The 24,967-nt window shown below is 69.2% G+C and carries 23 protein-coding genes and 1 tRNA gene; 16 read left to right on the forward strand and 8 right to left on the reverse strand.

The window, feature by feature from the left end; genetic code table 11:
• The first annotated feature begins 49 nt into the window (after positions 1-49).
• Positions 50-295: a hypothetical protein gene (locus O9344_RS16650; RefSeq protein WP_298479852.1), complete on the forward strand. Its 246-nt coding sequence runs from the start codon at positions 50-52 to the stop codon at positions 293-295.
• Positions 296-426: 131 nt separating this feature from the next.
• Here the strand turns inward: O9344_RS16650 and O9344_RS16655 are convergent.
• The 4 genes from O9344_RS16655 to O9344_RS16670 form a co-directional block, all read right to left on the reverse strand.
• A tRNA-His gene (locus tag O9344_RS16655) sits at positions 427-503 on the reverse strand.
• Between the two features lie 243 nt (positions 504-746).
• Positions 747-1,289, reverse strand: coding sequence for a phasin (locus tag O9344_RS16660; RefSeq protein WP_298479855.1), 543 nt, complete (start codon positions 1,287-1,289; stop codon positions 747-749).
• A gap of 160 nt (positions 1,290-1,449) precedes the next feature.
• Complete coding sequence (locus O9344_RS16665; RefSeq protein ID WP_298479858.1) at positions 1,450-1,830, reverse strand: phasin; 381 nt, start codon at positions 1,828-1,830, stop codon at positions 1,450-1,452.
• 84 nt (positions 1,831-1,914) lie between these two features.
• Positions 1,915-2,736, reverse strand: a complete 822-nt coding sequence (locus O9344_RS16670; RefSeq protein WP_363321948.1) for an ion transporter — start codon at positions 2,734-2,736, stop codon at positions 1,915-1,917.
• A 271-nt stretch (positions 2,737-3,007) separates the two neighbouring features.
• On the opposite strand from O9344_RS16670, the gene O9344_RS16675 reads away from it, so the two are divergent.
• Entirely contained in the window at positions 3,008-6,823 is a 3,816-nt protein-coding gene (locus O9344_RS16675) for an ATP-binding protein (protein WP_298479861.1), read from the forward strand.
• A gap of 1 nt (position 6,824) precedes the next feature.
• Here O9344_RS16675 and O9344_RS16680 read toward each other — a convergent pair whose 3' ends face one another.
• Both O9344_RS16680 and O9344_RS16685 read right to left on the reverse strand, forming a co-directional pair.
• The gene (locus O9344_RS16680; protein ID WP_298479864.1) at positions 6,825-7,226 is read right to left on the reverse strand and encodes a type II toxin-antitoxin system VapC family toxin; all 402 of its coding nucleotides are present in this window, start codon (positions 7,224-7,226) and stop codon (positions 6,825-6,827) included.
• Positions 7,223-7,471 carry an AbrB/MazE/SpoVT family DNA-binding domain-containing protein gene (locus O9344_RS16685; protein ID WP_298479867.1) on the reverse strand — a complete coding sequence of 83 codons (249 nt, stop codon included), beginning with the start codon at positions 7,469-7,471 and terminating at the stop codon, positions 7,223-7,225. Before O9344_RS16685 ends, O9344_RS16680 begins: the two co-directional genes overlap by 4 nt.
• A 173-nt stretch (positions 7,472-7,644) precedes the next feature.
• Here O9344_RS16685 and trpS point away from each other — a divergent pair, with 173 nt between their 5' ends.
• The 13 genes from trpS to O9344_RS16750 all read left to right on the forward strand — a co-directional run bounded on the left by trpS (position 7,645) and on the right by O9344_RS16750 (position 20,414).
• Entirely contained in the window at positions 7,645-8,682 is a 1,038-nt protein-coding gene (gene trpS, locus O9344_RS16690) for a tryptophan--tRNA ligase (RefSeq protein ID WP_298479870.1), read from the forward strand.
• A 125-nt stretch (positions 8,683-8,807) separates the two neighbouring features.
• Positions 8,808-9,845, forward strand: a complete 1,038-nt coding sequence (locus O9344_RS16695; protein WP_298479873.1) for an amino acid ABC transporter substrate-binding protein — start codon at positions 8,808-8,810, stop codon at positions 9,843-9,845.
• Positions 9,846-9,936: 91 nt separating this feature from the next.
• The gene (locus O9344_RS16700) at positions 9,937-11,091 is read left to right on the forward strand and encodes an ABC transporter permease subunit (protein ID WP_298479876.1); all 1,155 of its coding nucleotides are present in this window, start codon (positions 9,937-9,939) and stop codon (positions 11,089-11,091) included.
• Positions 11,088-12,158, forward strand: a complete 1,071-nt coding sequence (locus O9344_RS16705) for an amino acid ABC transporter permease (RefSeq protein WP_298479879.1) — start codon at positions 11,088-11,090, stop codon at positions 12,156-12,158. The genes O9344_RS16700 and O9344_RS16705 overlap by 4 nt, the downstream gene beginning before the upstream one ends.
• Before the next feature lie 97 nt (positions 12,159-12,255).
• Positions 12,256-13,473, forward strand: a complete 1,218-nt coding sequence (locus tag O9344_RS16710; protein WP_298479882.1) for a CoA transferase — start codon at positions 12,256-12,258, stop codon at positions 13,471-13,473.
• A 68-nt stretch (positions 13,474-13,541) separates the two neighbouring features.
• The gene (locus O9344_RS16715; protein ID WP_298479885.1) at positions 13,542-14,021 is read left to right on the forward strand and encodes a nucleoside deaminase; all 480 of its coding nucleotides are present in this window, start codon (positions 13,542-13,544) and stop codon (positions 14,019-14,021) included.
• Positions 14,021-15,526: an ABC transporter ATP-binding protein gene (locus O9344_RS16720; protein WP_298479888.1), complete on the forward strand. Its 1,506-nt coding sequence runs from the start codon at positions 14,021-14,023 to the stop codon at positions 15,524-15,526. Before O9344_RS16715 ends, O9344_RS16720 begins: the two co-directional genes overlap by 1 nt.
• Positions 15,523-16,599 carry an ABC transporter permease gene (locus O9344_RS16725; RefSeq protein WP_298479891.1) on the forward strand — a complete coding sequence of 359 codons (1,077 nt, stop codon included), beginning with the start codon at positions 15,523-15,525 and terminating at the stop codon, positions 16,597-16,599. The genes O9344_RS16720 and O9344_RS16725 overlap by 4 nt, the downstream gene beginning before the upstream one ends.
• Positions 16,599-17,516, forward strand: a complete 918-nt coding sequence (locus tag O9344_RS16730; protein ID WP_298479893.1) for an ABC transporter permease — start codon at positions 16,599-16,601, stop codon at positions 17,514-17,516. The genes O9344_RS16725 and O9344_RS16730 overlap by 1 nt, the downstream gene beginning before the upstream one ends.
• 225 nt (positions 17,517-17,741) lie before the next feature.
• Positions 17,742-18,329, forward strand: a complete 588-nt coding sequence (gene raiA, locus O9344_RS16735) for a ribosome-associated translation inhibitor RaiA (protein ID WP_298479896.1) — start codon at positions 17,742-17,744, stop codon at positions 18,327-18,329.
• 91 nt (positions 18,330-18,420) lie between these two features.
• Positions 18,421-18,885 (forward strand): PTS sugar transporter subunit IIA, encoded by a 465-nt coding sequence (locus tag O9344_RS16740; protein ID WP_298479899.1) that lies wholly within the window; start codon positions 18,421-18,423, stop codon positions 18,883-18,885.
• Between the two features lie 114 nt (positions 18,886-18,999).
• Positions 19,000-19,557, forward strand: coding sequence for a hypothetical protein (locus O9344_RS16745; protein WP_298479901.1), 558 nt, complete (start codon positions 19,000-19,002; stop codon positions 19,555-19,557).
• A 65-nt stretch (positions 19,558-19,622) separates the two neighbouring features.
• The gene (locus O9344_RS16750) at positions 19,623-20,414 is read left to right on the forward strand and encodes a hypothetical protein (protein WP_298479903.1); all 792 of its coding nucleotides are present in this window, start codon (positions 19,623-19,625) and stop codon (positions 20,412-20,414) included.
• Here the strand turns inward: O9344_RS16750 and mutS are convergent.
• Together mutS and O9344_RS16760 are read right to left on the reverse strand one after the other, a co-directional pair.
• Positions 20,383-23,106, reverse strand: coding sequence for a DNA mismatch repair protein MutS (mutS, locus tag O9344_RS16755; protein WP_298479906.1), 2,724 nt, complete (start codon positions 23,104-23,106; stop codon positions 20,383-20,385). The genes O9344_RS16750 and mutS overlap by 32 nt on opposite strands.
• Positions 23,107-23,179: 73 nt before the next feature.
• A complete protein-coding gene (locus O9344_RS16760) occupies positions 23,180-23,914 on the reverse strand; it encodes an IclR family transcriptional regulator C-terminal domain-containing protein (RefSeq protein WP_298479911.1) in 735 nt (244 codons plus the stop codon).
• A 169-nt stretch (positions 23,915-24,083) separates the two neighbouring features.
• Between O9344_RS16760 and O9344_RS16765 the strand changes: the two genes are divergently transcribed.
• On the forward strand, positions 24,084-24,947 hold the full coding sequence (locus O9344_RS16765) for a type 1 glutamine amidotransferase (protein WP_298479913.1): 864 nt from the start codon (positions 24,084-24,086) through the stop codon (positions 24,945-24,947).
• Positions 24,948-24,967 lie beyond the last annotated feature (20 nt).

Raw genomic sequence — 24,967 nt, forward strand, 5'->3', positions numbered from 1 at the left:
GACGCGTGTCCCGATATGCCGCCCGCGATCAACCGATCAGGAGATCATCATGAACTTCCGCACCCTGGCTCTCGCCACCCTCGCCATCGCTCCCCTCGCCACCGGCGCCCTCGCCGAGGACGTCTCCTCGTCCTTCGTCGGTACCCCGGAGCGCGACATCGTCAACACCGCCTCCCCCCGCGAGTTTACCGCCCCCCGCGTGACCTATCGCTCCGCCCAGCGCGCCCAGAACGACGCGGCTCGCGCCTATGACCGCAACGCCGTTCCCGACTCCGCCGGCTCCCTGGGCCAGTAATCGGCCGACACTCACAAGGCATGGAAAAGCCGGGGCTCGCGCCCCGGCTTTTTCGTGAGCCTGACGCAACGCCGCGCGGCGGCCGGTGATGATCGGCGCCGTGAGGCGGGGCGGAAGGAGAAGGGGAAGAATGGTACAGCCGCCCCGGATCGAACGGGGGACCTCCAGAGCCACAATCTGGCGCTCTAACCAACTGAGCTACGGCTGCACGGCCCGGAGGGTCAAGCCCTGCGAGCGGCGCGCAACCTAGTCCGAAGGGTTCGGCAATGCAAGGCGCGCGCGACGCATTTTCGGAAGGCCTTTGGAAATTCGCAAAGCCTTGAACGGCCACGCGGATTCAGCACCCACCAAGAAAAGGCCCGGGCCGAAGCCCGGGCTCAAGGTTCTGGCCGCGGCTGCAAGGACGCGGCCCGGGAGAAAGCGCCTCCTCGCGAGCGAGGAGGGGAATGGCTCAGGCGGTGGCGGTCTTGAGGACCTTGCCGACCTTCTCCTTGACCGGCTCGATGGTCTCGGTGGCGGTCTTCTGGGCGAGGGCGGTGAGATCCTTGCCCTGGGCCTGCATGGTCTCGAAGGCCTTGCGGACGAAGGCGGTCTGCAGCTCGATCACCTCGGCGACCGACTTGGCGCCCATCAGGTCGCGAGCATGGTCGAAGCTCGCGTTCATGTTGGTGCGGGCGGCCTCGATGCTCTTCAGGTGGAAGTCCTTCATGCCGGCGGAGGCGGTGACGTAGGTGTCCTCGACGAGGTCCGTGGTCTCCTCGGCAGCGGCCTTCATCTTGGCGTAGCCGTCCTTCATCTGTGCGACCGCCTTGTCGGCGGCCTCACGCATGGCGGCCGGGACCTCCATCTTGGAGAGGTCGAAGGCGGCGCCGTCGAACTTCGGCATTTCGAACTTGGGCATCTCGAACTTCGTCATGTCGAAGGTCGGGAAGGGGAAGACCTGGGCGGCGGTGGCCGGCTTCTCGGTCTTGGGGGCTTTGGCGGCCTGGCTCATAGTGGGCAATCCTCGCGGGGAGCCTTGGCTTTGTAGCCGCCGGACCACTTCCCCGCTGGAGCCGGGCCGGCGCCGGGACGCGCGCTGGCGCCATCCCAATGCCGGATGCTCTATCAAGTTTGGTTGTGCATTGCAACAAACTATTGCATCGCACAAATCATCAGACCGGTTCTGTAGGATCCGCCAACCCGCCCTTGGCGGCCTTGCCGAGTTCGCGCGCCTGTTCCTCCATGGTCTTCAGCTGTTCCTTTAGGAAACGCTGCTGAATTTCCATCACCTCGGCCATGTCGCGGGCCTGAACGAGGCGTTGGGCATGTTCGAAGCTGGCGGCGACATTGGTCTCGGCGAAGGAGATGGCCTTGCGCCCGACCTCCTGGGCACTGGCCTGTACCGTGCCGGCGGAGGTTTCCATGGCCGAGACAGTGCGCTGCGCCGCGCCGACAAAGCCATCGAAGGCCTTGCGCGCCTGTTCCACGCTCTTCTCGGCGAATTCCCGCATTTCCTGCGGAATTTCGTAGCCGCCAGGGGCCTTGCCGCTCATGCAAACCTCCCGAATCGCTCGCAGTCGCCTGCCGCAGGGGCATCCTAAGCCCCGGCCGGCAGCCGACGGAAGCCTCGGAAAGGACTACGCGCGGCCGGGACGTTCGGATGCAGGGGGCGACGAGGCCTGGCGCGCCAGCTCGGCCCTGAGTGCCGCAAGTTCCTCCATCACCGCGTCGAGGCGGCGAGCAACGTCCGTGGCGTCGCCCGATGCGGTTGCGGCGGCGGCCTTGTCCTGGGCGGCATCGGTATCGAGCGCCGTCACCACGACACCGATGAAGAGGTTCAGCGCCATGAAGGCGGAGATCACCATGAACAGGATGATGACGAACCAGCCGAAGGTGAATCCCTTCTCGGTGAGCGGCTTGACGATGCCGTTCGACCAGTCGTCGAAGGTCATGGCCTGGAACAGCGTGTAGGCCGAGGCGCCGAGCGAACCGAACTGGTCAGGCAGCGCATCGCCATAGAGCTTCGTCACCACCACGGCGAAGACGTAGAAGATGATGCCGAGCAGCAGACCGATGGAGCCCATGCCGGGCATGGCGGTGATGAGGCCGCCGACCACGCGCCTGAGCGAGGGGATGGCGGTGATCAGCCTCAGGACGCGCAGGACGCGCAGCGCCCGCAGCACTGACAGGCTGTCGGTCGCCGGCACCAGGGCGATGAGGACGACGAAGAGGTCGAACAGGCTCCAGGGATCGCGGAAGAAAGCACCGCGGCGCACCGCGATGCGGGCGACGAGTTCGGCCACGAAGATGCCGAGGATGACCGTGTCGATGGCAACCAGGACCGAGCCGAAGCGGCTCATCGCTGTCGGGCTCGTCTCCAGGCCCAAAGTGATCGCATTGACCACGATGAGGGCAATGATGACGCGCTCGAAGCGCGGGTTCTCGATGAGACGGCGCAACGTTTCGATCATGGCGCGGCGTATGGCTCGGGAGTTGTGGAGGGACGCAGGTGACCGGCTACCACGGACCCCTTGACTACCGCCACGGAACAGATGTCACAGGTCGCCATGGTCGCGCGCCAAGGTTAACCCTAATCGGCGGTTGACGCTTCGTGAGCCCCGCCGCGCCGTGGACCTTTCGGCTCTGTTCCGACACAATCCATCAACACATCCTTCACCAATGGGCCGCGCCGGTGGCGCCGGCCCATCTCCTGTCCACGGGATCGACCGCATGACGTCTTCGTTCCCCAGCCCGTCCACGATCCTGTCCGAGCCCGAGGTCGCGCGCCTCGTGGCCGAGCCGGGCCCGTGGTGGCTGTGGACGGCGGATGCCGCGCGTCTGGTGGCGGCCAACACCACCGGCGCCCGCGCCATGGGGGCGACCGGCGTCGGCCCGGCGCTGGAGCGCACCTACTCGACCAGCCACGCCTTCGCGGGCCAGGTGGCGCGGCTCGCTCCGAGCCTGCCGGCCGATGGCACGCCGCGTCAGGAGCGTCTGCGCATCGCTGGCCGCTTCGGGTCGGAAAGCGTCACCGCCGAGGCCTTTCGCATCCGTGCCGGGGAGGTCAGCCTCCTTGCCGTCCGCATCCCGGCCCTGCGCCGTGGCACGCCGCGCGAGGCGGTGCTCGGCTTCGTTGCCGACCTGCGCCTGCCGGCCCTCGCCTTCACGGCGGACGGCGCCCCCCTGGCGGCGAGCGATGCCTCCCATCCCCTGGCCGGTGCGGCACTTCGCGACCTCGTCGGCCCCGCCCATGACCAGTTGACCGCGCAGCTTGCGGCCCATGGCCGGGCCGTCGTCGATCTCGTCAACGGCCCCATGACCGTCATTGCGGTTCCCGGCACGGGCGTGCTCCTGGCGCTGCCCGCGCCCATCTCGGCCGATCAGGCGCCGACGGGCCTCAGGCTCGTCGCCGGAGCGCCAGAGGCACCGGCGCAGAAGATCACCCCGGCCGCAGACGCGCCGGTGGTGGAAGAGCCAGCCGCACCGCAGCCGGTCGTCGCCGAGACTGAAGCCACCGAGCCGGTCGTCGAAGAGCCCGTGATCGAGGCTACGGCCCCGGATGAAGCGCCGGCGGCTGCCTCGGAAGCGTCCGAGCCTGCGACCCCGCCCGTGGCTGAGCCGCCTGCCGCCGATACGATCGCCGACGAACCGGCCGTCGTGGCCGAAACCATCGCGAGCGCCGAGACTGCACCCACCGACACGGTCGTGGCCGATGTGCCTTCGGCCGATCTCAGTGTTGCCCCGGCCGCCGTGACGGAGGAGCCGGAGGAGGACACGTCGCTCGCGCCGCCTCAGCGCTTCGCCTGGAAGATGGATGGCGAGACCCGCTTCCACGGGATTTCCCCGGACGAGGTCGCCGGCCCCGCCGGGCTGACGCTCGACGAGGCCGTGGCCCGCTACGGCATGGACCCCGATGGTGCGCTCAGCCGCGCCGTGACCGCCCGCCGCCCCTTCAGCGGCGTGCCCGCGCTCTGGCCGCTCGGTCTCGGACGCCGTCGCCTTGCCGTGACGCTCGCGGCCTTCCCTGCCCTGCGCGACGGAAGCTTCCAGGGCTATGCCGGCTTCGGCCTCGTGGTCGAGGAAGCCGCGCCGGCGATTGCCGATGCAGCGTCAGAGACGGCCTCCGGGCAGACGCCCGTAACGGTCGTCGCGGACGAGGCTCCGGTGATCGACGAGACGATCACCCAGGAGCCGATCACCGAAGAGCCGATCACCGAAAAGCCTATCGATGACGAGGCCGCGACCACCGAGGTGGCGGTGGTGAGCGAGGCCCTGGCCGACGCGACGTTGCACGAGGCATCGGAAACGGTGGCCGAGCAGGCCCAAGAGGCCCTGCCCGAAACCGGGACCCCGGAGGCGATGCCTGTTGCGGGCGTTGCGGAGGCTGCTGCCGAGGAGGTCACGGCCGGCGAGGATTCGTCGCAGACTCCCGACCTGCCGTCCGCGCCGGACGCGGCGGTGGCTGAGGCCGACCATGCCGCCCTGGCGGTCGAGACGCCGGAGGTTACCTCCGAGACGTCCGACACCACCACCGAGGCTCCTGCTCCCGACGCTCCGACTGCCGAAACGGACGCCACGGCCGAGCCGCGCCCTGCCGGTGACGCAAGGCCGATGTTGACCGTCGTCACGACCCCGCCCAATGTCGTCGCCCTGCGCAGCACGGTCGGGCAGGACCCGAAGCGGCCCGGCCTGTCGCCAGGCGAGCGCAATGCGTTCCGCGAGATCGCGCGAGCGCTGGGCGTGCGCACCGAGGACGGCACCGCGGAGACCGGTCCCGCCGCTGCGGCGCCGCTGCCGCCGCCCGCGGAACAGGCGCGCGAACCGGTGGTCGCACCTCTCGCCCCGACCTCGTCGGATGTCCCCGCTCCTGCGGCCGACGAGGCCCGCCCGACCGAGATCGCAGACGCGCCTTCCGTCGCTCCGGCCGATGCCGAGGCGTCCGACCAGGAGGCGCCTGCCGAGGAGACGCCTGCCAAGGAGACGCCCGCCGAGGATGTCCCCGCCGCAGCGGCGCCCGTGGCCTATGTGGCATCCGGTACGCCGCACGGCCCTGTCCCCAGTGCCTTTGCCGGCGGCGGCGAGCCTTCACAGGATGCCGCTGCGCTGCTGGACAAGGTGCCGGCCGGCCTCGTCGTCCATCGCGGCAATGCCGTGCTCTTCGCCAACCGCACCCTGCTCGACTGGATCGGCTTCGCCTCGGCGACGGAGCTGGAGGATGCCGGCGGCGTGGCGCGCCTCTTCGCCGGTGGTCCTGACGACCATGCCGGCGCCGTGGCACTGACCACCCGGACCGGAGAGGCCGTCGCCGTCGACGCGCATCTCTCCCGCATCGCCTGGGGTGGCGAGGCCGCCTTTCTCTTCACGCTCACCCGCCACGTCGCCGACCCGCAGGCCGAGGCGGAGTCGACCACACTCACCGAGCTGCGCGGCCGCCTCGACGAGGTCGAGCAGATCCTCGACACGGCCACCGACGGCATCGTCATCGTCAATGCCGACGCCTCCATCGAGAGCATGAACCGCTCCGCCGAGGCGCTGTTCGGCTACGAGGCCGCCGAGGTGAAGGGCCGATCCATCACCGCGCTCTTCGCGCCCGAAAGCCACCGCTCGGCGCTCGACTATTGCGACGGGCTGCTCTCGAACGGCGTCGCCAGTGTGCTCAACGACGGCCGTCAGGTCATCGGCCGGGTGAAGCAGGGTGGCCTCATCCCGCTCTACATGACCATGGGCCGCACGGGACCTGCCGCACGACCGAAGCTCGCCGCCGTCTTCCGCGACATGACGCATTGGAAGAAAGCGGAGGAGGACCTCATCGCCGCCAAGCGCCAGGCCGAGCGGGCCTCGTCGCAGAAGTCGGATTTCCTCGCCAAGATCAGCCATGAGATCCGCACGCCGCTGAACGCGATCATCGGCTTCTCCGAGGTGATGATGGAGGAGCGCTTCGGCCCCATGGGCAACGAGCGCTACCGCGACTACCTCAAGGACATCCACGCCTCCGGCGGCCATGTCCTGTCGCTGATCAACGACCTGCTCGACCTCTCCAAGATCGAGGCCGGCAAGCTGGAGCTGTCCTTCACCAGCGTCGACCTCAACGACATGATCCAGTCGAGCGTGGCGATCATGCAGCCCCAGGCGAACCGCGAGCGCGTCATCATCCGCTCGTCGCTGCAGCCGCGCCTGCCGAACGTCGTCGCCGATTCCCGCTCGCTGCGGCAGATCGTGCTGAACCTCCTCTCCAATGCCGTGAAGTTCACCCCGGCCGGCGGCCAGATCATCGTCTCGACCGGTCTGTCGGACCTCGGCGAGGCGGTGCTGAGGGTGCGCGACACCGGCATCGGCATGACCGAAACCGAGCTGAAGGCCGCCATGGAGCCGTTCCGCCAGGTGCTCACCGCCAATCCGCGCGGCGCCAAGGGCACCGGCCTCGGCCTGCCGCTGACCAAGGCGCTGGTGGAGGCCAACCGCGCCTCCTTCGCCATCTCCTCGACCCCCAACCAGGGCACGCTGGTGGAGGTGGTCTTCCCGCCGACGCGGGTGCTGGCGGAATAGCTCAGTCCGGCGAGACCAGGGCGAGCGTCGGAAAATAGGTCCGATAGCGCGCCGGATCTCGGGTCAACAGGGGCCAGCCGCGAGCAACGGCGTGGGCACCGATGAAAAAGTCGGGCAGAACGCCAGTCCGGACACCACCCGCGCGCCGATAGGCCTGGAACGCTTTCCCCGCCACGAATAGGGCCTCGCGAGGTATCGGATCGACAACGAGGCCGACCTCTCCGATGGTCGCGTCGACCTCGTCGATCCCGGCAAAGCGCACCGACAGTTCGGCGTAAACCACATCGTTGATCGCAACGAGACCGTCGGTCAGCGAAAGCGCAAGGCGGGCCGCGCTCCAGGCTGCCCAGAGCGGATCGTCGGTGACGATGTCCAGCAGGACATTCGTATCGACGAGCATCATTCGACCGGATCACCGCGTGTCAAAGCCATGACTTCGTCAGTGCTCATGCCGGGACCGGCGATGCCGCGGATTCGGGCCACACGTTCGGCGGCGGTCCGGCGCGTGGCCGCGGGGGCCTTGCTCATGATGATTTCACCAGCCGAGCCGCTGGTGAATTCCACCTTGCTGCCGGGGACTATGCCGAGCGCGTCGCGAACCCGCTTGGGGATCGTCACCTGGCCCTTCTGCGTCACGGTCGTCGCCATGGCGAAGCTCCAGTCTTACCTGTCCTGACCGAAGTATTACCATGCCGGTGGACGTCTTGCCACGCGCCCCCGCAGGCCAGCGTGCCGCGAGCCTTGAATCCCCCTGCGCCTCATGCGAGGAAGCCCGCCTTCGGCGCGGCAGACGGCCGCCCCTGCTTTGGGATTCCACCACCATGGCGACCTTCAAGCCGCTCGTCTTCTCCGGCATGCAGCCGTCCGGCGACCTGCACCTCGGCAATTATCTCGGCGCGCTGGTGAACTGGGTCGCCATGCAGGAGACCCACGACTGCATCTATTGCGTCGTCGACCTGCACGCGATCACCGTCTGGCAGGACCCGAAGGCGCTGCAGAAGGCGATCCGCGAGGTCACCGCCGCCTATATCGCTGCCGGCATCGACCCCAAGCGCTCCATCCTGTTCAACCAGAGCCAGGTCCACGAGCATGCCGAGCTGGCCTGGGTGTTCAATTGCATTGCGCGCATGGGCTGGATGAACCGCATGACGCAGTTCAAGGAGAAGGCCGGCAAGGACAAGGAGAACGCCTCGCTCGGCCTCTTCGCCTATCCGAGCCTGATGGCCGCCGACATCCTCGCCTATCGCGCCACCCATGTGCCGGTCGGCGACGACCAGAAGCAGCACCTGGAGCTGACCCGCGACATCGCCATCAAGTTCAACAATGACTATGCCGAGCGCATCGCCGAGCTCGGCCATGGCGATGCCTTCTTCCCCGTCACCGAGCCGGTGATCATCGGCCCGGCGACGCGTGTCATGAGCCTGCGCGATGGCACCAAGAAGATGTCGAAGTCGGACCCCTCCGACTATTCTCGCATCGCCCTCACCGATGACGCCGACACCATCGCGCAGAAGATCCGCAAGGCGCGCACCGACCCGGAGGCGCTGCCGAGCGAGGAGGCGGGGCTGAAGGGCCGCGCCGAGGCCGACAACCTCGTCGGCATCTTCGCAGCGCTGGCCGGCCGCACCAAGGCCGACGTGCTGGCGGAGTTCGGTGGCGGCCAGTTCTCCACCTTCAAAGCGGCGCTCGCCGACCTGTCGGTGGCCAAGCTCTCGCCGATCACCGCCGAGATGAAGCGGCTCGTCGCCGACCCCGCCGAGATCGACCGCATCCTCGCCCAGGGCGCCGAGCGGGCACGGGCGGTGGCGCGTCCGGTGATGGATTCGGTCAAGGACATTGTCGGCTTCGTCCGCGGCTGACAGGCCGCACAGCACTCGTCCCCTGACCTGTCTGACAGGCAGTTGACTCTTTTCGCTCGCCTTCCGAGTGTGACGATGGATTTTCTCCGGCGGGCCTTCCGCCGGGGCCAGACGGAGCCTGTCCCATGACCCATCTCGCCCGCGGCGCCCTCGGCGCCGCCCTCCTCGCGTTCGGCGCCGACGCCGCCGGGGCCCAGCAGCTCGCTCCCTCGCCGACCCTCGATGCGATCCGCGCCCGCGGCCATGTCGAGTGCGGCGTGCATCTCGGCCTGCCCGGCTTCTCCTTTGCCAATGACAGGGGCGAGTGGACAGGCCTCGACGTCGACTTCTGCCGCGCCATCGCCGCCGCTGTCCTCGGCGACGCCAACAAGGTCCGCTACACGCCGACCTCCGTCCAGCAGCGCTGGCCGGTGCTGCAGTCGGGCCAGGTGGACCTGCTGTCGCGCAACACGACCATCACCTTCTCGCGCAATGTCACGCTCGGCGTGAACTTCCAGGGCATCAACTTCTACGAGGGCCAGTCCTTCATCGTGCGCACCTCCTCGGGCGCCAAGAAGCCGGCCGATCTCGAGAACGCCTCGATCTGCGTCGCCGCAGGCTCGACCGAGGAGCGCACCGCCGCCGACTTCTTCCGCGAGCGGAACATCAAGGTCACCATCATCAACTTCCAGAAGAACGACGACGCCATCGCCGCCTATGACGCCGGGCGCTGCGACAGCTACACCGCCGGCCTCGGCGCTCTCGCCGGCCAGCGCATCAAGCTGAAGACGCCGGCCGAGCATCTCATCATGACCGAGACCATCTCCAACGACCCGCAGGGTCCGGTGACCCGCTGGGGCGACGAGCGCTGGCAGGCCGTGGTGCGCTGGGTGCTCAACGGCATGATCGCCGCCGAATATCTCGGCGTGACCTCGAAGAACGTCGACGACATGCGCGCCAATTCGAAGAGCGCCGAGATCCGCCGCCTGCTCGGCGCCGATGGCGGCTTCGGCGCCATGCTCGGCCTGTCGAACGACTGGATGTTCAACGCGATCAAGCAGGTTGGCAATTACGGAGAGAGCTACGAGCGCACCGTCGGAAAGGGCTCGCCGCTCGGCCTCGAGCGCGGCCAGAACCAGCTTTGGACCCGCGGCGGCATCCTCTTCACCTCGCCGTTCCAGTGATCTTGCCTGAGATCCTGGCGCACCACGGCGCCTGACAACGGCCTCCCGCACCCCGCGGGAGGCCTTTCTCCTTCCCCATCCGGCGAGCCCAGTGACCCGCTATTTCTACGACAAGCGTGTGCGCGAGATCTTCTGGCAGGTCGCCCTGTTGGCCGGCCTTGCCGCGGCCATCGTGCTGATCGTCCGCAACGCCTCGCAGAACATGCTCAATGCTGGCATGGCCACCGGCTTCGACTTCCTGTGGCGCACCTCCGGCATCAACGTGCCCTTCGTGCTCACCAGCTACTCGCCGGATTCCAATATCCTCGCGCTGCTCTGGGTCGGCGTCACCAACACGCTCGTCATCACGCTCTTCTCGGTCATCGCCGCGACGCTGCTCGGCTTCGTCATCGGCATCGCCCGGCTGTCCGCCAACAAGCTGCTCTCGGGCCTTGCCGGGGCCTTCATCGAGTTCGTCCGCAACGTCCCGCTGCTGTTCTTCGTGCTGTTCTGGTATTTCGGCGTCATCGCCGCCCTGCCGGGCCCGCGCCAGTCCATCAGCCTGTTCTCGGTCGCCTTCCTCAACAATCGCGGCCTCATCGTACCGGTGGCGACCGACGGCTGGGCCTTCCGCATCGCCGCGCTGATCGTGGTCCTCGCTCTCGTCGCCCAGCTCGTCATCGCGGTCTGGGCCAAGCGCCGGCGCGACGCGACGGGCGCCATCTTCCCGGTCTGGGCGACCGGCCTTGCCCTGCTCGTCGCCGTGCCGATCATCGCCTTCTCCATCGCCGCGGCGCTGAGCGCATGGGATGTTCCGGCGCTGCGCGGCTTCAACTATCGCGGCGGCTTCGTGCTGGTACCGGAATTCGTCGCGCTCTTCGCGGCGCTCACCACCTACACGGCCGGCTTCATCGCCGAGATCGTCCGCGGCGGCATCCAGTCGGTGGTGAAGGGCCAGTGGGAGGCGGCCTATGCGCTGGGCCTTCGCCCCAACCGCGCGCTCAACCTCGTGGTCATTCCGCAGGCCATGCGGGTGATGATCCCGCCGCTGACCAGCCAGTATCTCAACGTTTTGAAAAACTCGTCCTTCGGCGCCGCCATTGCCTTTCCCGAGCTGGTTTCGGTCTTTGTCGGCTCGGCGCTGACGAATACCGGCCAGGCCATCGAGATCATCGCCATCACGCTGGCGATCTATCTCGTCATCGGCCTTGCCGTGTCGGGCTTCATGAACTGGTACAACGCCAAGACCAAGCTGGTGACGCGATGACCGCCGCCGCCATCCGCCCCGTCCGCCCCTCGCTGCTGCGCCGGCTGCGCACCGACTATTTCTCGACGCCGCTCGACGCCCTCGTCTCGCTCGCTTGCATCGCGGCCATCGTCGCCATCGCCCTGCCGCTGCTGCGCTGGGCGGTGATCAACGCCAACTTCTCCGGCACGACGCGTGCCGACTGCACGGCGGGCGGCGCCTGCTGGGTCTTCATCAAGGCCCGCTTCGGCCAGTTCATGTACGGCTTCTACCCGCCAGCCGAACGCTGGCGGGTCGACCTTGCCGCGCTGCTACTGATCGGCACGGTGGCGCTGTCCTTCTGGCGCGGCCTGCCGCGCCGGGCGCTCACCGTCCCGGCGCTCTGGGCGGTGCTGCTCGTCGTCGACGCCTGGCTGCTCGCCGGCGGCTTCGGCCTGCCGCGCGTCGAGACCCGCCAGTGGGGCGGGCTGATGCTCACCGTCTTCCTCTCGGTCTATGCCGGCGTGCTCGCCGTGCCGCTCGGCATCTTGCTGGCCCTCGGCCGCCAGTCCGAGCTGCCCGTCATCCGCCTCGTCGCCACCATCTTCATCGAGTTCTGGCGCGGCGTTCCGATCATCACGGTGATCTTCCTCGCCTCCCTGCTGCTGCCGCTGGTCATGCCGGCGGGCTGGGACATCGACCGCCTCGTGCGCGCCCTTGTCGGCCTTGCCTTCGTCATCGCCGCCTATATGGCGGAAGCCGTGCGCGGCGGCCTGCAGGCCATGCCCAAAGGCCAGGGCGAGGCAGCGGCGGCGAGCGGCCTCGGCTACTGGCAGACCACCGGCCTCATCGTCCTACCGCAGGCGCTGCGCATCTCCATGCCGGCCATGACCAACGAGTTCATCGCCCTGGTGAAGAACACCTCGCTGGTCTCCATCGTGTCGATCTTCGACCTGCTCGGCATCGCCCAGGCCTCGCTCGCCGATCCCAACTGGGTCGGCATGAACATGGAAGCCTATGCCTTCTCAGGCGCGGTCTACTGGCTGATCTGCTTCGGCCTGTCGCGCTGGTCGCGGCATCTCGAGACGTCGCGCAAGACAACGCACTGAACGACCAGAACCTGCGGCATCGGTGCCTTGCCGGCGTGTCATTGCCGCCCCCGCGCGGCACGGCTAGGTCTTGCCTCCGCATTGTGAGGACCCCGCCATGACCGCTCCCGCTCCGACGGCCACCGGCCCGCTCTCCGACATCAAGGTGATCGAGCTCGGCTCCTTCATCGCCGGGCCCTATGGCGGCCAGCTCCTCGCCGACATGGGCGCCGACCTCGTCAAATTCGAGGATCCCGGCAAGGGCGACCCGATGCGCCAGTGGGGTTTCGCCAAGAAGGACGGCGCCTCGGTCTGGTGGCCGGTCATCGGCCGCAACAAGAAGAGCGTCACCGTCGACCTGAGGAAGCCCAAGGGCCAGGAGATTTTGCGCCGGCTGCTCACGGATGCCGACGTTTTGCTGGAGAATTTCCGGCCCGGCACGCTGGAGAAATGGGGCCTTACCGTCGAGGCGCTGCATCAGCTGAACCCGAAGCTCGTCATCGCCCGCGTCTCCGGATACGGCCAGTACGGCCCCTATGCGGAGAAGGCGGGATTTGCCGCGGTCGCCGAGGCCATGGCGGGGATGCGCACCATCAACGGCTATCCGGACCGGCTCCCGACCCGCACGGGCCTGTCCATCGGCGACACGCTGGCCGGCATCTACACCGCCTTCGGCATCGTCTCGGCGTTGCACCAGCGCTCCCGCGACGGCAAGGGCCAGGTCATCGATGTCGGTCTCACCGATGCGATCCTCGCCTCGATCGAGGGGATCGTCGCGGAATATTCCGTGACGGGCCATGTGCGCGGCCGCACCGGCCTCACCTCGCCGGGCTTTGCGCCCTCCAACATCTATCCGACGCTGGACGGCCACCACATCGTCATCGGCGCCAATGCCGACACGATCTGCAAGCGGCTCTTCGCGGTGATGGGCATGGACTTCCTCAGCGAGGACCCGCGATTCGCCACCCATTCGGCCCGCGGCCAGCCGGACAACCAGGCGGAGATCGACCGGATCATCGCCGACTGGACGCGCACCAAGCCGCGCGATGCGCTCCTGAAGCTGCTCGACGGCGCGGCGGTGCCGGCCGGCGGCGTCAATGACGCTGAGGCCGTGGCGGCGGACCCGCATTTCCGCGCCCGCGACATGGTGGTGGAGGTCGAGACGGCCGAGTTCGGGCGGATGCTCATGCAGGGCGTCGTGCCGAAGCTCACCCGCACCCCCGGCGCCATCCGCTGGCCGGGCGCCAAGCTCGGCGAGCACACCGATGCGGTGTTGGCGGCGGCAGGCTTCTCGGCGGAGGAGATCGCGGCGATGCGGACCGGCGGGGTACTCTGAGGGGTCGCTGCATCCATCGCGCACCCACCCGAATTGACTTCCCCACCCGCCCCGCGTGAGATCGGCCCATGAGCACCGATCTCGACGCCCTGTTCATGGCCCACACCATCGCCTTGTCGCGCGAGCATATGCGCGCCGGCCATGGCGGGCCCTTCGGGGCGGTGGTCGTGGTGGACGGCAAGGTCGTGGCCGAGGGCTGGAACCAGGTCACCTCCACCAATGACCCGACGGCCCATGCCGAGGTCGTCGCCATCCGCCGCGCCTGTACCGCCCTCAACCGTTTCGACCTGCGCGGTGCGACGCTCTACACGAGCTGCGAGCCCTGCCCGATGTGCCTGTGCTCGGCGCTCTGGGCGCGGGTCGATCGCATCGTCTATGCCAACACCCGCGACGATGCCGCCGCCATCGGCTTCGACGATGCGCCCTTCTATGCCGAGATGGTGCGCGCCCCGGCCGTGACCATGGCGCGGATGGACCACACACCTTCCGACGAGGCCTGGGAGGTGTTCCGCGAATGGGCGGCCAAGCCCGACAAGGTCGAATATTGATGGCTCCGCTGCTGGAGGCCCGAGGCATCGTCAAGCGCTTCGGCGCCTTCACCGCCAACGACCATGTCGACCTCGTCATATCGGAGGCGGAAAGCCACGCCCTGCTCGGCGAGAACGGCGCCGGCAAGTCGACGCTGGTGAAGATGCTCTACGGCCTGCTCCAGCCGACCGCCGGCACCATCGCCTGGCAGGGTGCGCCGGTGACCATCGACAGCCCGGCGAGCGCGCGACAGCTCGGCATCGGCATGGTGTTTCAGCATTTCTCGCTGTTCGAGGCCCTGACTGTCGCCGAGAACGTCGCGCTGTCGCTGCCGGCGGGAACGGCCATGGCGCGGATCGAACAGGAGGTCGCGGACCTGTCGCGCGCCTATGGCCTGCCGCTGGAGCCGCGCCGCGAGGTCTGGCGCCTCTCGGTGGGCGAGCGCCAGCGTATCGAGATCGTCCGCGCCCTTCTCCAGAACCCGAAGCTGCTCATCCTCGACGAGCCGACCTCGGTCCTGACCCCGCAGGAGGCCGACCAGCTCTTTGCGACCCTCGACCGGCTGAAGGCGGAGGGGCGCAGCCTCCTCTACATCTCGCACAAGCTGGAGGAGGTGCGCCGGCTCTGCGAGCGCGCGACCATCCTGCGCCTCGGCAAGGTGGTGGCGAGCCTCGACCCGCGCACCGAGAGCGCCGGCGGCCTCGCCCGGCTGATGGTCGGCACCGAGGTGAAGCAGCTGCGCGCCGTGAGCCACGCCACCGGCGAGGATCGGCTCGTCGTGCGGGGCCTGTCGCTCCCCGCAGCCGACAGCCACGGGACGGCGCTAAAGGACATCGCTCTTGCAGCGCGGGCCGGCGAGATCGTCGGCATCGCGGGCATTGCCGGCAATGGCCAGGACGAGCTCTTCGCCGCGCTCTCCGGCGAACGAACGACGGCGGCCGGTGCGATCGCCATCGATGGCAAGGCTGTCGGCGCCCTCGGCATCACCGCCCGCCGCAGGCTCGGCGCTGCCTTCGTGCCGGAGGAGCGGCTCGGCCATGGCGCTGCGCCGCGCCTGCCGCTCAGCGAGAACGCGCTGCTCTCCGGCCACGCCACCAACGGCTTCGTGCGTGGCGGCTTCGTCGACACCAAGGCGCTCGCCGACTGGGTGAAACGTGTCATCGCCACCTTCGACGTGCGCACGGCGCGCCCCGACCCGGAGGCGCGGGCGCTGTCGGGCGGCAACCTGCAGAAATTCGTCGTCGGCCGCGAGCTGCTACGCGAGCCGCGGCTCCTGGTGGTGGCGCAGCCGACCTGGGGCGTCGATGCGGCGGCCGCCGCCACCATCCGCCAGGCGCTGGTCGACCTCGCGGCGCGGGGCGCCGCGGTGGTTGTCATCAGCCAGGACCTCGACGAGCTGTTCGAGCTCGCCGATCGCCTCGCGGTGATCTCCGAGGGGCGGCTCAGCGCGGCGCGGCCCACGGCCGAGCTCGACCGCGAAACGGTCGGACTGATGATGGGCGGCATCCACGGGGTCGCCGCATGAGGCTCATCCTCGAACGCCGCGACGATCGGCCCACCTGGCTGTCGCTTGCCTCGCCGCTCGCCGCGGTGGCGCTGACCCTTGTCGCCGGCGCGCTCCTCTTCCTCGCCATCGGCAAGGACCCTGTCGCTGCGCTGAAGGTGTTCTTTCTCGATCCGCTCTCCGACGGCTGGGCGCTGCAGGAGCTCGCCGTCAAGGCGACACCGCTCATCCTCATCGCGGTTGGCCTCACCCTCTGCTACCGCGCCAATGTCTGGAACATCGGCGCCGAGGGGCAGCTGGTCATGGGCGCGATCTTCGGCTCCTGGCTGGCGCTCGCCACCCATGGCTCGCCGGACGGGCGCTGGGTCCTCGTCGCCATGCTGGCGCTCGGCGCGCTCGGCGGCATGGTCTGGGCCCTGATCCCGGCCCTGCTCAAGGCGCGGCTCGGGGTCAACGAGATCCTGTCGAGCCTCATGCTGGTCTATGTGGCCGAACTCGCCCTCGACTATCTGGTACGCGGCCGCTGGCGCGACCCCAAGGGCTTCAACTTCCCGCAATCCGTCAATTTCGAGCCCGAAGCCACCATGCCGCTGCTCTTCGAGGCGGGGCGGCTGCATATCGGCTTCGTCCTCGCCGTGATCGTGGCGGTGGCGGCGGCGATCGTCCTCGGGCGCACCCTCAAGGGCTTCGAGATCCGCCTCGTGGGCGAGGCGCCGCGCGCCGCCCGCTTCGCCGGCTTCGACGACAGGCGCACCGTGCTCTTCGTCTTCGCGGTGTCCGGGGCGCTGGCGGGCCTTGCCGGGATCATCGAGGTGGCAGGGCCCATCGGCCAGCTCCAGCCCTCCATCTCGCCGGGCTACGGCTTCACCGCCATCATCGTCGCCTTCCTCGGCCGACTGAACCCGATCGGCGCGCTCATCGCCGCGCTGTTCCTGGCCCTCACCTTCATCGGCGGCGAGAACGCCCAGATCGCGCTGCGCATTCCCCTCGACGTGACGCGAGTCTTCCAGGGTCTGCTGCTCTTTTTCGTGCTGGGCTGCGACACGTTCCTGCTTTACCGGCTGCGCCTCGTCTCCCCTGCGAGGGCGGCCTGATGGGCATTTTCGAGGCGATCCTCCTCACCATCATCACCGCGGCGACGCCGCTCGCCATCGCCGCGCTTGGCGAGCTCGTCGTCGAACGCTCCGGCGTCCTCAATCTCGGCGTCGAGGGCATGATGATCATCGGCGCGGCGACAGGCTTTGCCGCCGCCATCGTCACCGGCTCGACACTCATCGGCTTTCTCGCCGGCATGGCGGCGGGCATGGTGCTGGCCGCCGTCTTTGCAGCGCTCGCCCTCGGCCTCGCCGCCAACCAGGTGGCGACGGGCCTTGCCCTCACCATCCTTGGCATCGGCCTGTCCGGCCTGATCGGCCGAGACTTCGTCGGCGCCCGCCGCGAGCCGCTGGCGAAGATCGTCATCCCCGGCCTCTCCGACCTGCCGATGGTCGGCAAGGTGTTCTTCGCCCAGGACCCGGTCGTCTACCTCTCGGTGGCGCTGGCCATCGGCGTCTGGTGGTTCCTGACGCGGAGCCGCAGCGGCCTCGTGCTGCGGGCGGTCGGCGAGAGCCATGCCTCCGCCCATGCGCTCGGCTATCCGGTGCTGCGCATCCGCTTCCTCGCCGTGCTGTTCGGTGGTGCCTGCTCGGGCATCGCCGGGGCCTATCTCTCGCTCGCCTACACGCCCTTCTGGTCGCCGGGCATGACCGCCGGGCGCGGCTGGATCGCGCTGGCCATCGTCGTCTTCGCCAGCTGGCTGCCGCTGCGGGCGATGCTCGGTGCCTATCTCTTCGGCGGTGTCACGGTCTTGCAGCTTCACGCCCAGGCGCGCGGCTGGGGCATTCCGAGCCAGGCCATGTCAGCCCTGCCCTACCTTGCCACCATCCTCGTCCTCGTCGTGATCAGCCTGGGGTGCCGCGGCGAGGCGCAGGGACCGGCATCCCTGGGGACGCCTTTCGTCCCGGACCGTTGATGCAGCGTCGCTGACGCTGCGGAAGGCCCTTTTGCGACCCTAGTTATTCCAGACACTTGCGTCGGTGCGACAACGGTTCCGCGCATCCGCGGACAGGCACGCGTGTCGGGCGGTCGCATTGACTTGTCCGGGGGTACTCCTTACGCCTTGGGGTCAATAAGCCGGCTTGGTGACGCTTCCGAAAAGGGGCGCCGACCCTGGATCAAGAAGCATCGGAGGAGCCCCATGGCTCTGCGCATTTCGGGGAAGAATCTCGACATCGGCGAGGCCCTGCGCGAGCGGATCGCCGGCCGCGTCGGCGATGCCGCCCAGCGCTACATTGACGGCCGCGTCAACGGCCATGTCACCGTCGAGAAGGAGGCCCACGGCTTCCGCACCGTCGCAGCGCTGCATCTTCCCACCGGAATGTCGTTGCAGGCCGAGGCCTTTGCCGCCGACCCCTATGCCGCCTGCGACCTCGGCGTAGAGCGCATCGAGAAGCGGCTGCGCCGCTATGCGCGCCGCCTCAAGGACCGCGCCGGCCATCACGCCGTGCCGGTCGGCGTCGAGACCCCCTATGTCGTCATCGAGACGCCGCGCGATGCTGCCCATGACGAGGCCGAGAGTGCCTTCGAGCCGGTCATCATCGCCGAGCAGACCACGTCGCTGCGCCGGCTGACGGTGGCCGATGCGGTGCTGGAACTCGACCTCACCGGCGCTTCGGCGCTGGTCTTCCTCCATGCGGTGCATGGACGCGTGAACGTGGTGTACCGACGCTCGGACGGCCATGTCGGCTGGATCGATCCGCCGGCCACCGCCAACGGGACCGCCTGACCCGCAACCGCGGTCGTCATGGCACCGTCATTGCATAGCGAGTAGTGCGTTTCCCGTAGAATCGCACCGCCCCTCTCGGAGAAGGCAGACAATGCCGCTTCCAGACATCATCGCCGATGGCGCGATCATCCCCTCGCTCCGCGCCGAGTCGAAGACCCATCTGCTCAAGGAACTGGCGACGCGAGCCGCGGCCCTCACCGGCCGCGCCGCCGACGAGATCTTCACCACCCTGTCCGAGCGCGAGAATCTCGGGTCGACCGGTGCCGGCGGCGGCATCGCCATCCCGCATGGCAAGCTGCCGAAGCTGCCGCGGGTCTTCGGCCTGTTCGCCCGGCTGGAGAGGCCGGTGGATTTCGATTCGATCGACGGCCAGCCCGTGGACCTGGTCTTCACCCTGCTCGCGCCCGAGGGGGCCGGCGCCGACCATCTGAAGGCGCTGTCCCGCATCGCGCGGCTCACCCGCGATCCCGCCAATGTGCAGAAGCTGCGCGCCGCCCGCGACGAAGCGACGCTGCGCGTGCTGCTCGCCCAGTCTCCGGCCACCCACGCGGCCTGACGGCCGCGTCGCTGTGATCCGCCGCGACACGTCTGCGTGAAAGCGCCTTGGCCCGCGGGGTCGGGCGGCCTAAACTCAGATCGGACTGGGAAACGGCGCAGCCCCGGAGTGAGCGTGTCCGACCGAATCGCCTTCGACGATTGCCTGCAGCTGGTGCTGAAGCTCGACGCCATGGTTCCGGCGCCGGCGCAGCCCAAGCGGCTCGATGCCCTGTTCCGCGACCTCGCGCGGTTCAAGCCGCACCAGCCGGCCTATGAGCTGCAGGACCTCATCTGGGCGGTGTGGACCAATCACGAGGACGAGTTCGCCGACCAGGCCATGGAGCAGGCGATCAACGCCATCGCGCTGAAGGACTATGACGTCGCCCAGCTCGTGCTGGATGCGCTGGTGGACGCCCGGCCCGAATGGTCGGAGGCCTGGAACAAGCGCGCGACGCTGCACTTCATCCGGGGCGACGACGCCTATGCGGTGCGTGACGTGATGGAGACGCTGAAGCGCGAACCGCGCCATTTCGGCGCCCTGTCCGGTTTCGCGCAGATCTGCCTGAAACATGCCCGCGAAGCCGAGGCTCTGGTGGCCTTCGAGGCGGCGCTTGCCATCAACCCGCATCTGGAGGGCGTCGCCGCCCTCGTCGCCGAGATGCACGCCAAGGGCGGACGCGTCCTGCACTGAGACGGCTGCCGCGTGGCCTCGCGGCGCGCTAGACCGGCTGCCCCACTCGCTGCGGCCGGTCTCCCTTGTTCCTCATCGCCCTCCTCACCAAGGCCCTGACGACCGCGGCCATCGTGCTCGCCGCCTCGTTTGTCGCGGAGCGGGCACGGCCCTTCCTCGCGGCGCTCGTTCTGGCCCTGCCGATCTCCACCGGCCCGGCCTATGTCATCCTCGCGCTGGACCACGATGCCGGATTCATTGCGGAAGCCGCGCTTTCCAGCCTTGCCGGCAATGTCGCCATCGCTCCCGCCGCCATCGCCTATGCGCTGCTGGCGCGGCGCGGCGGGGGGCTCATCGTCTCCTATGCGGCGATGATCACCGCCTGGCTCGCGGCGGCGCTGGCGGTGAAGGCCTTTGCCTGGGGCACGGTCTCAGCCGTCATCCTGAACCTCGTCGTCTTCGGGCTCGCCACGGCACTCACCTGGGGCTGGCGCGGCGGCGAGAAGCCGGCGCGGGTCGAACGCCGCTGGTATGATCTGCCGCTGCGGGCGGCGATCGTCGTCTCGGTGGTGGTGGCGGTGATCCTCGTCTCGGAGCGGCTCGGGCCGGGAGCGACCGGCATCGCCGCGCTGTTCCCGGCAAGCTTCTCGAGCTTCATCCTTCTGATGCATCGCCGCCTCGGCGGGCCGGCGGTGGCCTCCGCCTTCGTCAATGGCATGACGATGATCTTCGGCTTCACCGGCTTCCTGCTGGCGCTGCATCTCTTCGCGGCGCAGGGGGCGGTCTGGACGGGCCTTGCCGTCGGCCTCGCCATTCCCGTGGCCTGGTCGGCGCTGCTGCTGGTGCTCAGCCGGCGGGCCGCCCGCGCCGCGCCTTGAGCGCGTAGAGCGCCTCCTGCGCCTCACGCGGCGTCATGTCGTCGGGATCCATCGTGTCGAGCAGGTCGAGCGCGGGATCGGGCGGCGGCGCGGCGGGAGCCGGACGCGGCGCCACGGCGAAGAGCGGCAGGTCGTCGATCATGCGACGCGTCGGTGCCGTGCGGTCTGTCGCCTCGAGTTCGGCCAGCACCTGCCGGGCGCGCTCGACCACGGCGGGGGGAAGCCCCGCGAGCTTCGCCACCTGGATGCCGTAGGAGCGGTCGGCGGCGCCCTCGCCCACCTCGTGGAGGAAGATGACGTCGCCGCGCCATTCCTTCACCCGCATCGTGGCATTGGACAGCCGCGGCAGCCGCCGCGACAGCACGGTCAGCTCGTGGAAATGGGTGGCGAAGAGCGCCCGGCAACGGTTGGTCTCGTGCAGGTGCTCCACCGCTGCCCAGGCGATGGAGAGGCCGTCGAAGGTCGCCGTGCCGCGGCCGATCTCGTCGAGGATGACGAGAGCGCGGGGACCGGCCTGATTGAGGATGGCAGCGGTCTCGACCATCTCGACCATGAAGGTCGAGCGGCCGCGGGCAAGGTCGTCAGCGGCGCCGACACGCGAGAACAGCCGGTCGACGATGCCGAGATGGGCCGAGGCCGCCGGCACGAAGGAGCCCATCTGGGCGAGCACCGCGACCAGCGCGTTCTGGCGCAGGAAGGTCGACTTGCCCGCCATGTTCGGGCCGGTGATGAGCCAGATGCGGCCGGCGGGCGCCTCCGACCGGCCGTCATGGCCGGACAGGTCGCAGTCATTGGCCACAAACGGCGCCTTGCCGCGGATGGCCTGCTCGACCACGGGATGGCGGGCCTGCTTCACCGCGAAGGCGAGCGAGGTGTCGACCAGCGGCCGGTAATAGCTTTCCTCCGCCGCCAGCGTCGCCAGCGAGGCCGCAACGTCCAGCACCGCCACCGCCTCCGCCGCGGCGCGGATGTCATCGGCCATGGCGAGCACGGCGCGGGCGAGATCGGCGAAGACCTCCTGTTCGAGGCCGAGCGCCCGGTCGGCGGCTCCGGCGATCTTCGCCTCGAGCTGGCCGAGCTCGGTGGTGGAGAAGCGCATCGCCCCCGCCATGGTCTGGCGGTGGATGAAGGTCTCGTTGAGCGGGGCTTTCAGGAACGTCTCGCCGTGCTGCTGCGCCACCTCGACGAAATAGCCGAGCACGTTGTTGTGCTTGACCTTGAGGGTGCGGATGCCGGTCTCCTCGGCATAGCGCGCCTGGAGCGAGGCGATGACGCGGCGGCTCTCGTCGCGCAGCGCCCGGGTCTCGTCGAGGGCGGGCAGGTAACCGGCGCGGACGAAGCCGCCGTCGCGCTTGAGCAGCGGCAAGTCGACATCGAGCGCCTGGGCAAGCCTGTCGGCGAGGGTGGGCGAGGGACGGGCGAGGCCCTCGGCCGCAGCGCCCAGCTCGCCGGCGGCGACATCACCGAGCAGGGTCGCGAGGCTGACGGCGGCGACGAGTCCCTGGCCGATGGCGGCGAGGTCACGCGGGCCGCCGCGGTCCATGGCGATGCGGGTCAATGCCCGCGCCATGTCGGGGGCTTCCTCAAGGCGGGCGCGGATCTCGGCCCGCAAGGACGGCGCAGCGACGAGGGCCTCGACGGCGTCGAGCCGGGCGGTGATGGCAGCGGGGTCGGTCAGGGGGCTTGCGAGCCGCACCGCGAGGAGGCGCGCGCCGGCCGCGGTCACGGTGCGGTCGATGGCGGCAAGGAGCGAGCCCTGCCGCTCGCCGCCGAGGGTGCGGACGAGTTCGAGATTGGCCCGGGTCGCCGCGTCGATGAGCATGGCGGCGCCGGCTGCCTCGCGCACCGGAGGGGTGAGCGGCGCGCGAGTCGCGATCTGCGTGCGCTCGACATAGGTCACGACCGCGGCGGCGGCGGTGAGTTCGAGGCGCGAGAAAGCGCCGAAGCCGTCGAGCGTGCCGACGCCGAAATAGCCGGCAAGGCGGCGCTCGGCGGTGGCCCCGTCGAAGAGGTCGCGCGGCACCGGCGACACCGCACGGAAGGAGCGCCAGAAATCGGCAAGGCCGGTATCGGCATAGAGCGCGTCGGAAATGACGATTTCGCGCGGGTCGACGCGAGCGATGTCGGCGGCAAGACGCCCGCCATCGGTTTCGGCGACGCGGAACTCGCCGGTGGAGATGTCGACCCAGGCGAGGCCGAAACCCTCGCCAGCGATGGAGGAGGTGCGGGCGCGGGCGACAGTGAGGAGGAAGTTGCTGCGACGGGCGTCGAGGAGCGAGTCCTCTGTCAGCGTGCCGGGGGTGACGAGGCGGACGACGTCGCGCTTCACCACCGATTTCGAGCCGCGCTTCTTCGCTTCCGCCGGATCTTCGACCTGCTCGCAGACGGCGACCTTGAAGCCAAGCTGGATGAGGCGCTGGAGATAGTCGTCCGCCGCATGGACCGGCACGCCGGCCATGGGGATGTCCTCGCCGAGATGCTTGCCGCGCTTGGTCAGGGCGATGCCGAGGGCGCGGGAGGCGGCGACCGCATCGTCGAAGAACAGCTCGTAGAAATCGCCCATCCGGTAGAACAGCAGCGAATCCGGGTTCGCCGCCTTGATCTCGATGTACTGCTCCATCATCGGCGTGACGCGGCCCTCCGCCTCGGCGGGCGGGCTTGCGGCAGCGGGAGGGGGCGCGGGGTCGAGCATCGCCGGGACGCTCGCAGGTGAGGCGTGCGAATTCAACCGCGCCGCGCGCTCCGCCCACAGGGTTTGGGGGTCGTCAGACGATCCGGGCCAATTCCGCCTGCACGCGAAGCAGCTTCGGCAGGATCTCCGCCACGATCACGCCGGGCGGAAAGCGCGTCGCCTGCGTGCCGACATTGATCGCCGCCACCACCTTGCCCTCGCGGTCGATGACCGGCACGGCGATGGAGGTCAGGCCCACCTCCAGCTCCTGGTCGATGACCGCATAGCCGGCGGTGCGCGCCGCGGCGACGCGCGCCATGACCGCCTCGACCGACGTGGCGGTCGCCCGGGTCAGCGCCCGGCGGTCCGAGGCCTCGACCCGGCGGCGGGCCTCGTCCTCGGGCAGGGCGGCGAGCAGCACCCGGCCCATCGAGGTGCAATAGGCCGGCAGCCGCGAGCCAACCGACAGGCCCACCGACATGATTCGCTTGGTAGCGGCGCGGGCGACATAGACGATGTCGCGGCCATCGAGGAGCGAGGCCGAGGAGCTCTCGCCGATCTCCTCGCTGAGCCGCTCCAGCGCGTTCTGCAAGACCGCCGTCAGCGGCGTGGAGGAGAGATAGGCGTAGCCGAGCTGGAGCACGCGAGGGGTCAGCGCGAAGTGCCGGCCGTCGGTCTCGGCATAGCCGATGCGGGCGAGGGTGATGAGGCAGCGGCGCGCCGTGGCGCGGCTGAGGCCGGTCATACGGGCGACATCGGCAATGGTGAGGCGCGGATGGCCGGCATCGAAACAGGCGATCACGGCGAGGCCCTTCTCGAGGCCCAGCATGTGGTCGCGGTCGATCTGGCGGAAGGGGGCGGCGTCCAGGGTCGGCCTCAGGCGATTGTGCGGTCACCGCACGTCTTGCCGTTTTTGCGCGGATGGGGCAACGGAATTCCGTCCCTTGCTGCCATCAGGTCACGGGGCGTCTCGCAGACCGTCCTCCCGAAGGCCTCCCATGTCGCTCCGCCTCCTCGTCATCGAAGGCAACACCGCCGCCGATCGTGCCCGCCACGCCGCCGGCCGTGGTGCGACCCCCTCCGAGGCCTATGCGGAGGTGCTGCGCGAACTCGCGCCCGACGCCGTCTGCGACATCGCCTTTCCCGCCGATCCCGGCGCGAACCTGCCGGATGCCGGCGGCCTCGAGGGCTATGACGGCGTGGCGCTCACCGGTTCGTCGCTGAACCTCTACGACATGACCCCAGAGATCCGCTCGCAGATCGATCTCGCCCGTCAGGTGTTCGCTTCGGGAACACCGGTCTTCGGATCGTGCTGGGGCCTGCAGGTGCTCACCACCGCCGCCGGCGGTGTGGTGCGGAAGAACCCGAAGGGCCGCGAGATGGGCTTCGCCCGCAAGATCACCGCCAACGAGGCGGGCCGCACCCATCCGATGCTTGCCGGCCGGCCGATCGCCTTCGACGCTCCCGCCGTCCACCAGGACGAGGTGGAGACCATGGCACCGGGCACGACGCTGCTCGCCTCCAACGGCATGAGCGCGGTGCAGGCGGCGGAGATCCGCGTCGGCCAGGGCATCGCCTGGGCGGTGCAGTACCATCCGGAATTCTCCCTCGCCGAGGTCGCGGCCATTGGCGGCGCGCTCGGACCCCGCCTCGTCGATGAGGGCTTCTTCGAGGACATGGAGGCCCTTGCGCGCTGGCGTTCCGACCTCGATGCCCTTAATGTCGATCCGGCGAACACCCCCGTCGCCTGGCGCCATGGCCTGGATGTCGAGCTGCTCGACACCGGCCGTCGCAGAACCGAGATCGCCAATTGGCTGAGCGCCATGGTGAGACCGAAGAAGAGCTTACGCGGCCGCGCCTGAACAAGCGGCCAGGGGGGCCG

The organism is Phreatobacter sp. (genome assembly GCF_027532945.1).
Taxonomy (GTDB): Bacteria; Pseudomonadota; Alphaproteobacteria; order Rhizobiales; family Phreatobacteraceae; genus Phreatobacter.

Bases quoted from the DNA above. Each gene is read 5' to 3' on its own strand.
- O9344_RS16765 (WP_298479913.1), top strand. From the start codon at position 24,084: ATGTCGCTCCGCCTCCTCGTCATCGAAGGCAACACCGCCGCCGATCGT.
- trpS (WP_298479870.1), top strand. From the start codon at position 7,645: ATGGCGACCTTCAAGCCGCTCGTCTTCTCCGGCATGCAGCCGTCCGGC.
- O9344_RS16725 (WP_298479891.1), top strand. From the start codon at position 15,523: ATGAGGCTCATCCTCGAACGCCGCGACGATCGGCCCACCTGGCTGTCG.
- O9344_RS16710 (WP_298479882.1), top strand. From the start codon at position 12,256: ATGACCGCTCCCGCTCCGACGGCCACCGGCCCGCTCTCCGACATCAAG.
- O9344_RS16740 (WP_298479899.1), top strand. From the start codon at position 18,421: ATGCCGCTTCCAGACATCATCGCCGATGGCGCGATCATCCCCTCGCTC.
- O9344_RS16695 (WP_298479873.1), top strand. From the start codon at position 8,808: ATGACCCATCTCGCCCGCGGCGCCCTCGGCGCCGCCCTCCTCGCGTTC.
- O9344_RS16730 (WP_298479893.1), top strand. From the start codon at position 16,599: ATGGGCATTTTCGAGGCGATCCTCCTCACCATCATCACCGCGGCGACG.
- O9344_RS16760 (WP_298479911.1), bottom strand. From the start codon at position 23,914: ATGCTGGGCCTCGAGAAGGGCCTCGCCGTGATCGCCTGTTTCGATGCC.
- O9344_RS16720 (WP_298479888.1), top strand. From the start codon at position 14,021: ATGGCTCCGCTGCTGGAGGCCCGAGGCATCGTCAAGCGCTTCGGCGCC.
- O9344_RS16680 (WP_298479864.1), bottom strand. From the start codon at position 7,226: ATGATGCTCGTCGATACGAATGTCCTGCTGGACATCGTCACCGACGAT.
- O9344_RS16685 (WP_298479867.1), bottom strand. From the start codon at position 7,471: ATGGCGACGACCGTGACGCAGAAGGGCCAGGTGACGATCCCCAAGCGG.
- O9344_RS16660 (WP_298479855.1), bottom strand. From the start codon at position 1,289: ATGAGCCAGGCCGCCAAAGCCCCCAAGACCGAGAAGCCGGCCACCGCC.
- O9344_RS16715 (WP_298479885.1), top strand. From the start codon at position 13,542: ATGAGCACCGATCTCGACGCCCTGTTCATGGCCCACACCATCGCCTTG.
- O9344_RS16665 (WP_298479858.1), bottom strand. From the start codon at position 1,830: ATGAGCGGCAAGGCCCCTGGCGGCTACGAAATTCCGCAGGAAATGCGG.
- O9344_RS16650 (WP_298479852.1), top strand. From the start codon at position 50: ATGAACTTCCGCACCCTGGCTCTCGCCACCCTCGCCATCGCTCCCCTC.
- raiA (WP_298479896.1), top strand. From the start codon at position 17,742: ATGGCTCTGCGCATTTCGGGGAAGAATCTCGACATCGGCGAGGCCCTG.
- O9344_RS16705 (WP_298479879.1), top strand. From the start codon at position 11,088: ATGACCGCCGCCGCCATCCGCCCCGTCCGCCCCTCGCTGCTGCGCCGG.
- mutS (WP_298479906.1), bottom strand. From the start codon at position 23,106: ATGCTCGACCCCGCGCCCCCTCCCGCTGCCGCAAGCCCGCCCGCCGAG.
- O9344_RS16675 (WP_298479861.1), top strand. From the start codon at position 3,008: ATGACGTCTTCGTTCCCCAGCCCGTCCACGATCCTGTCCGAGCCCGAG.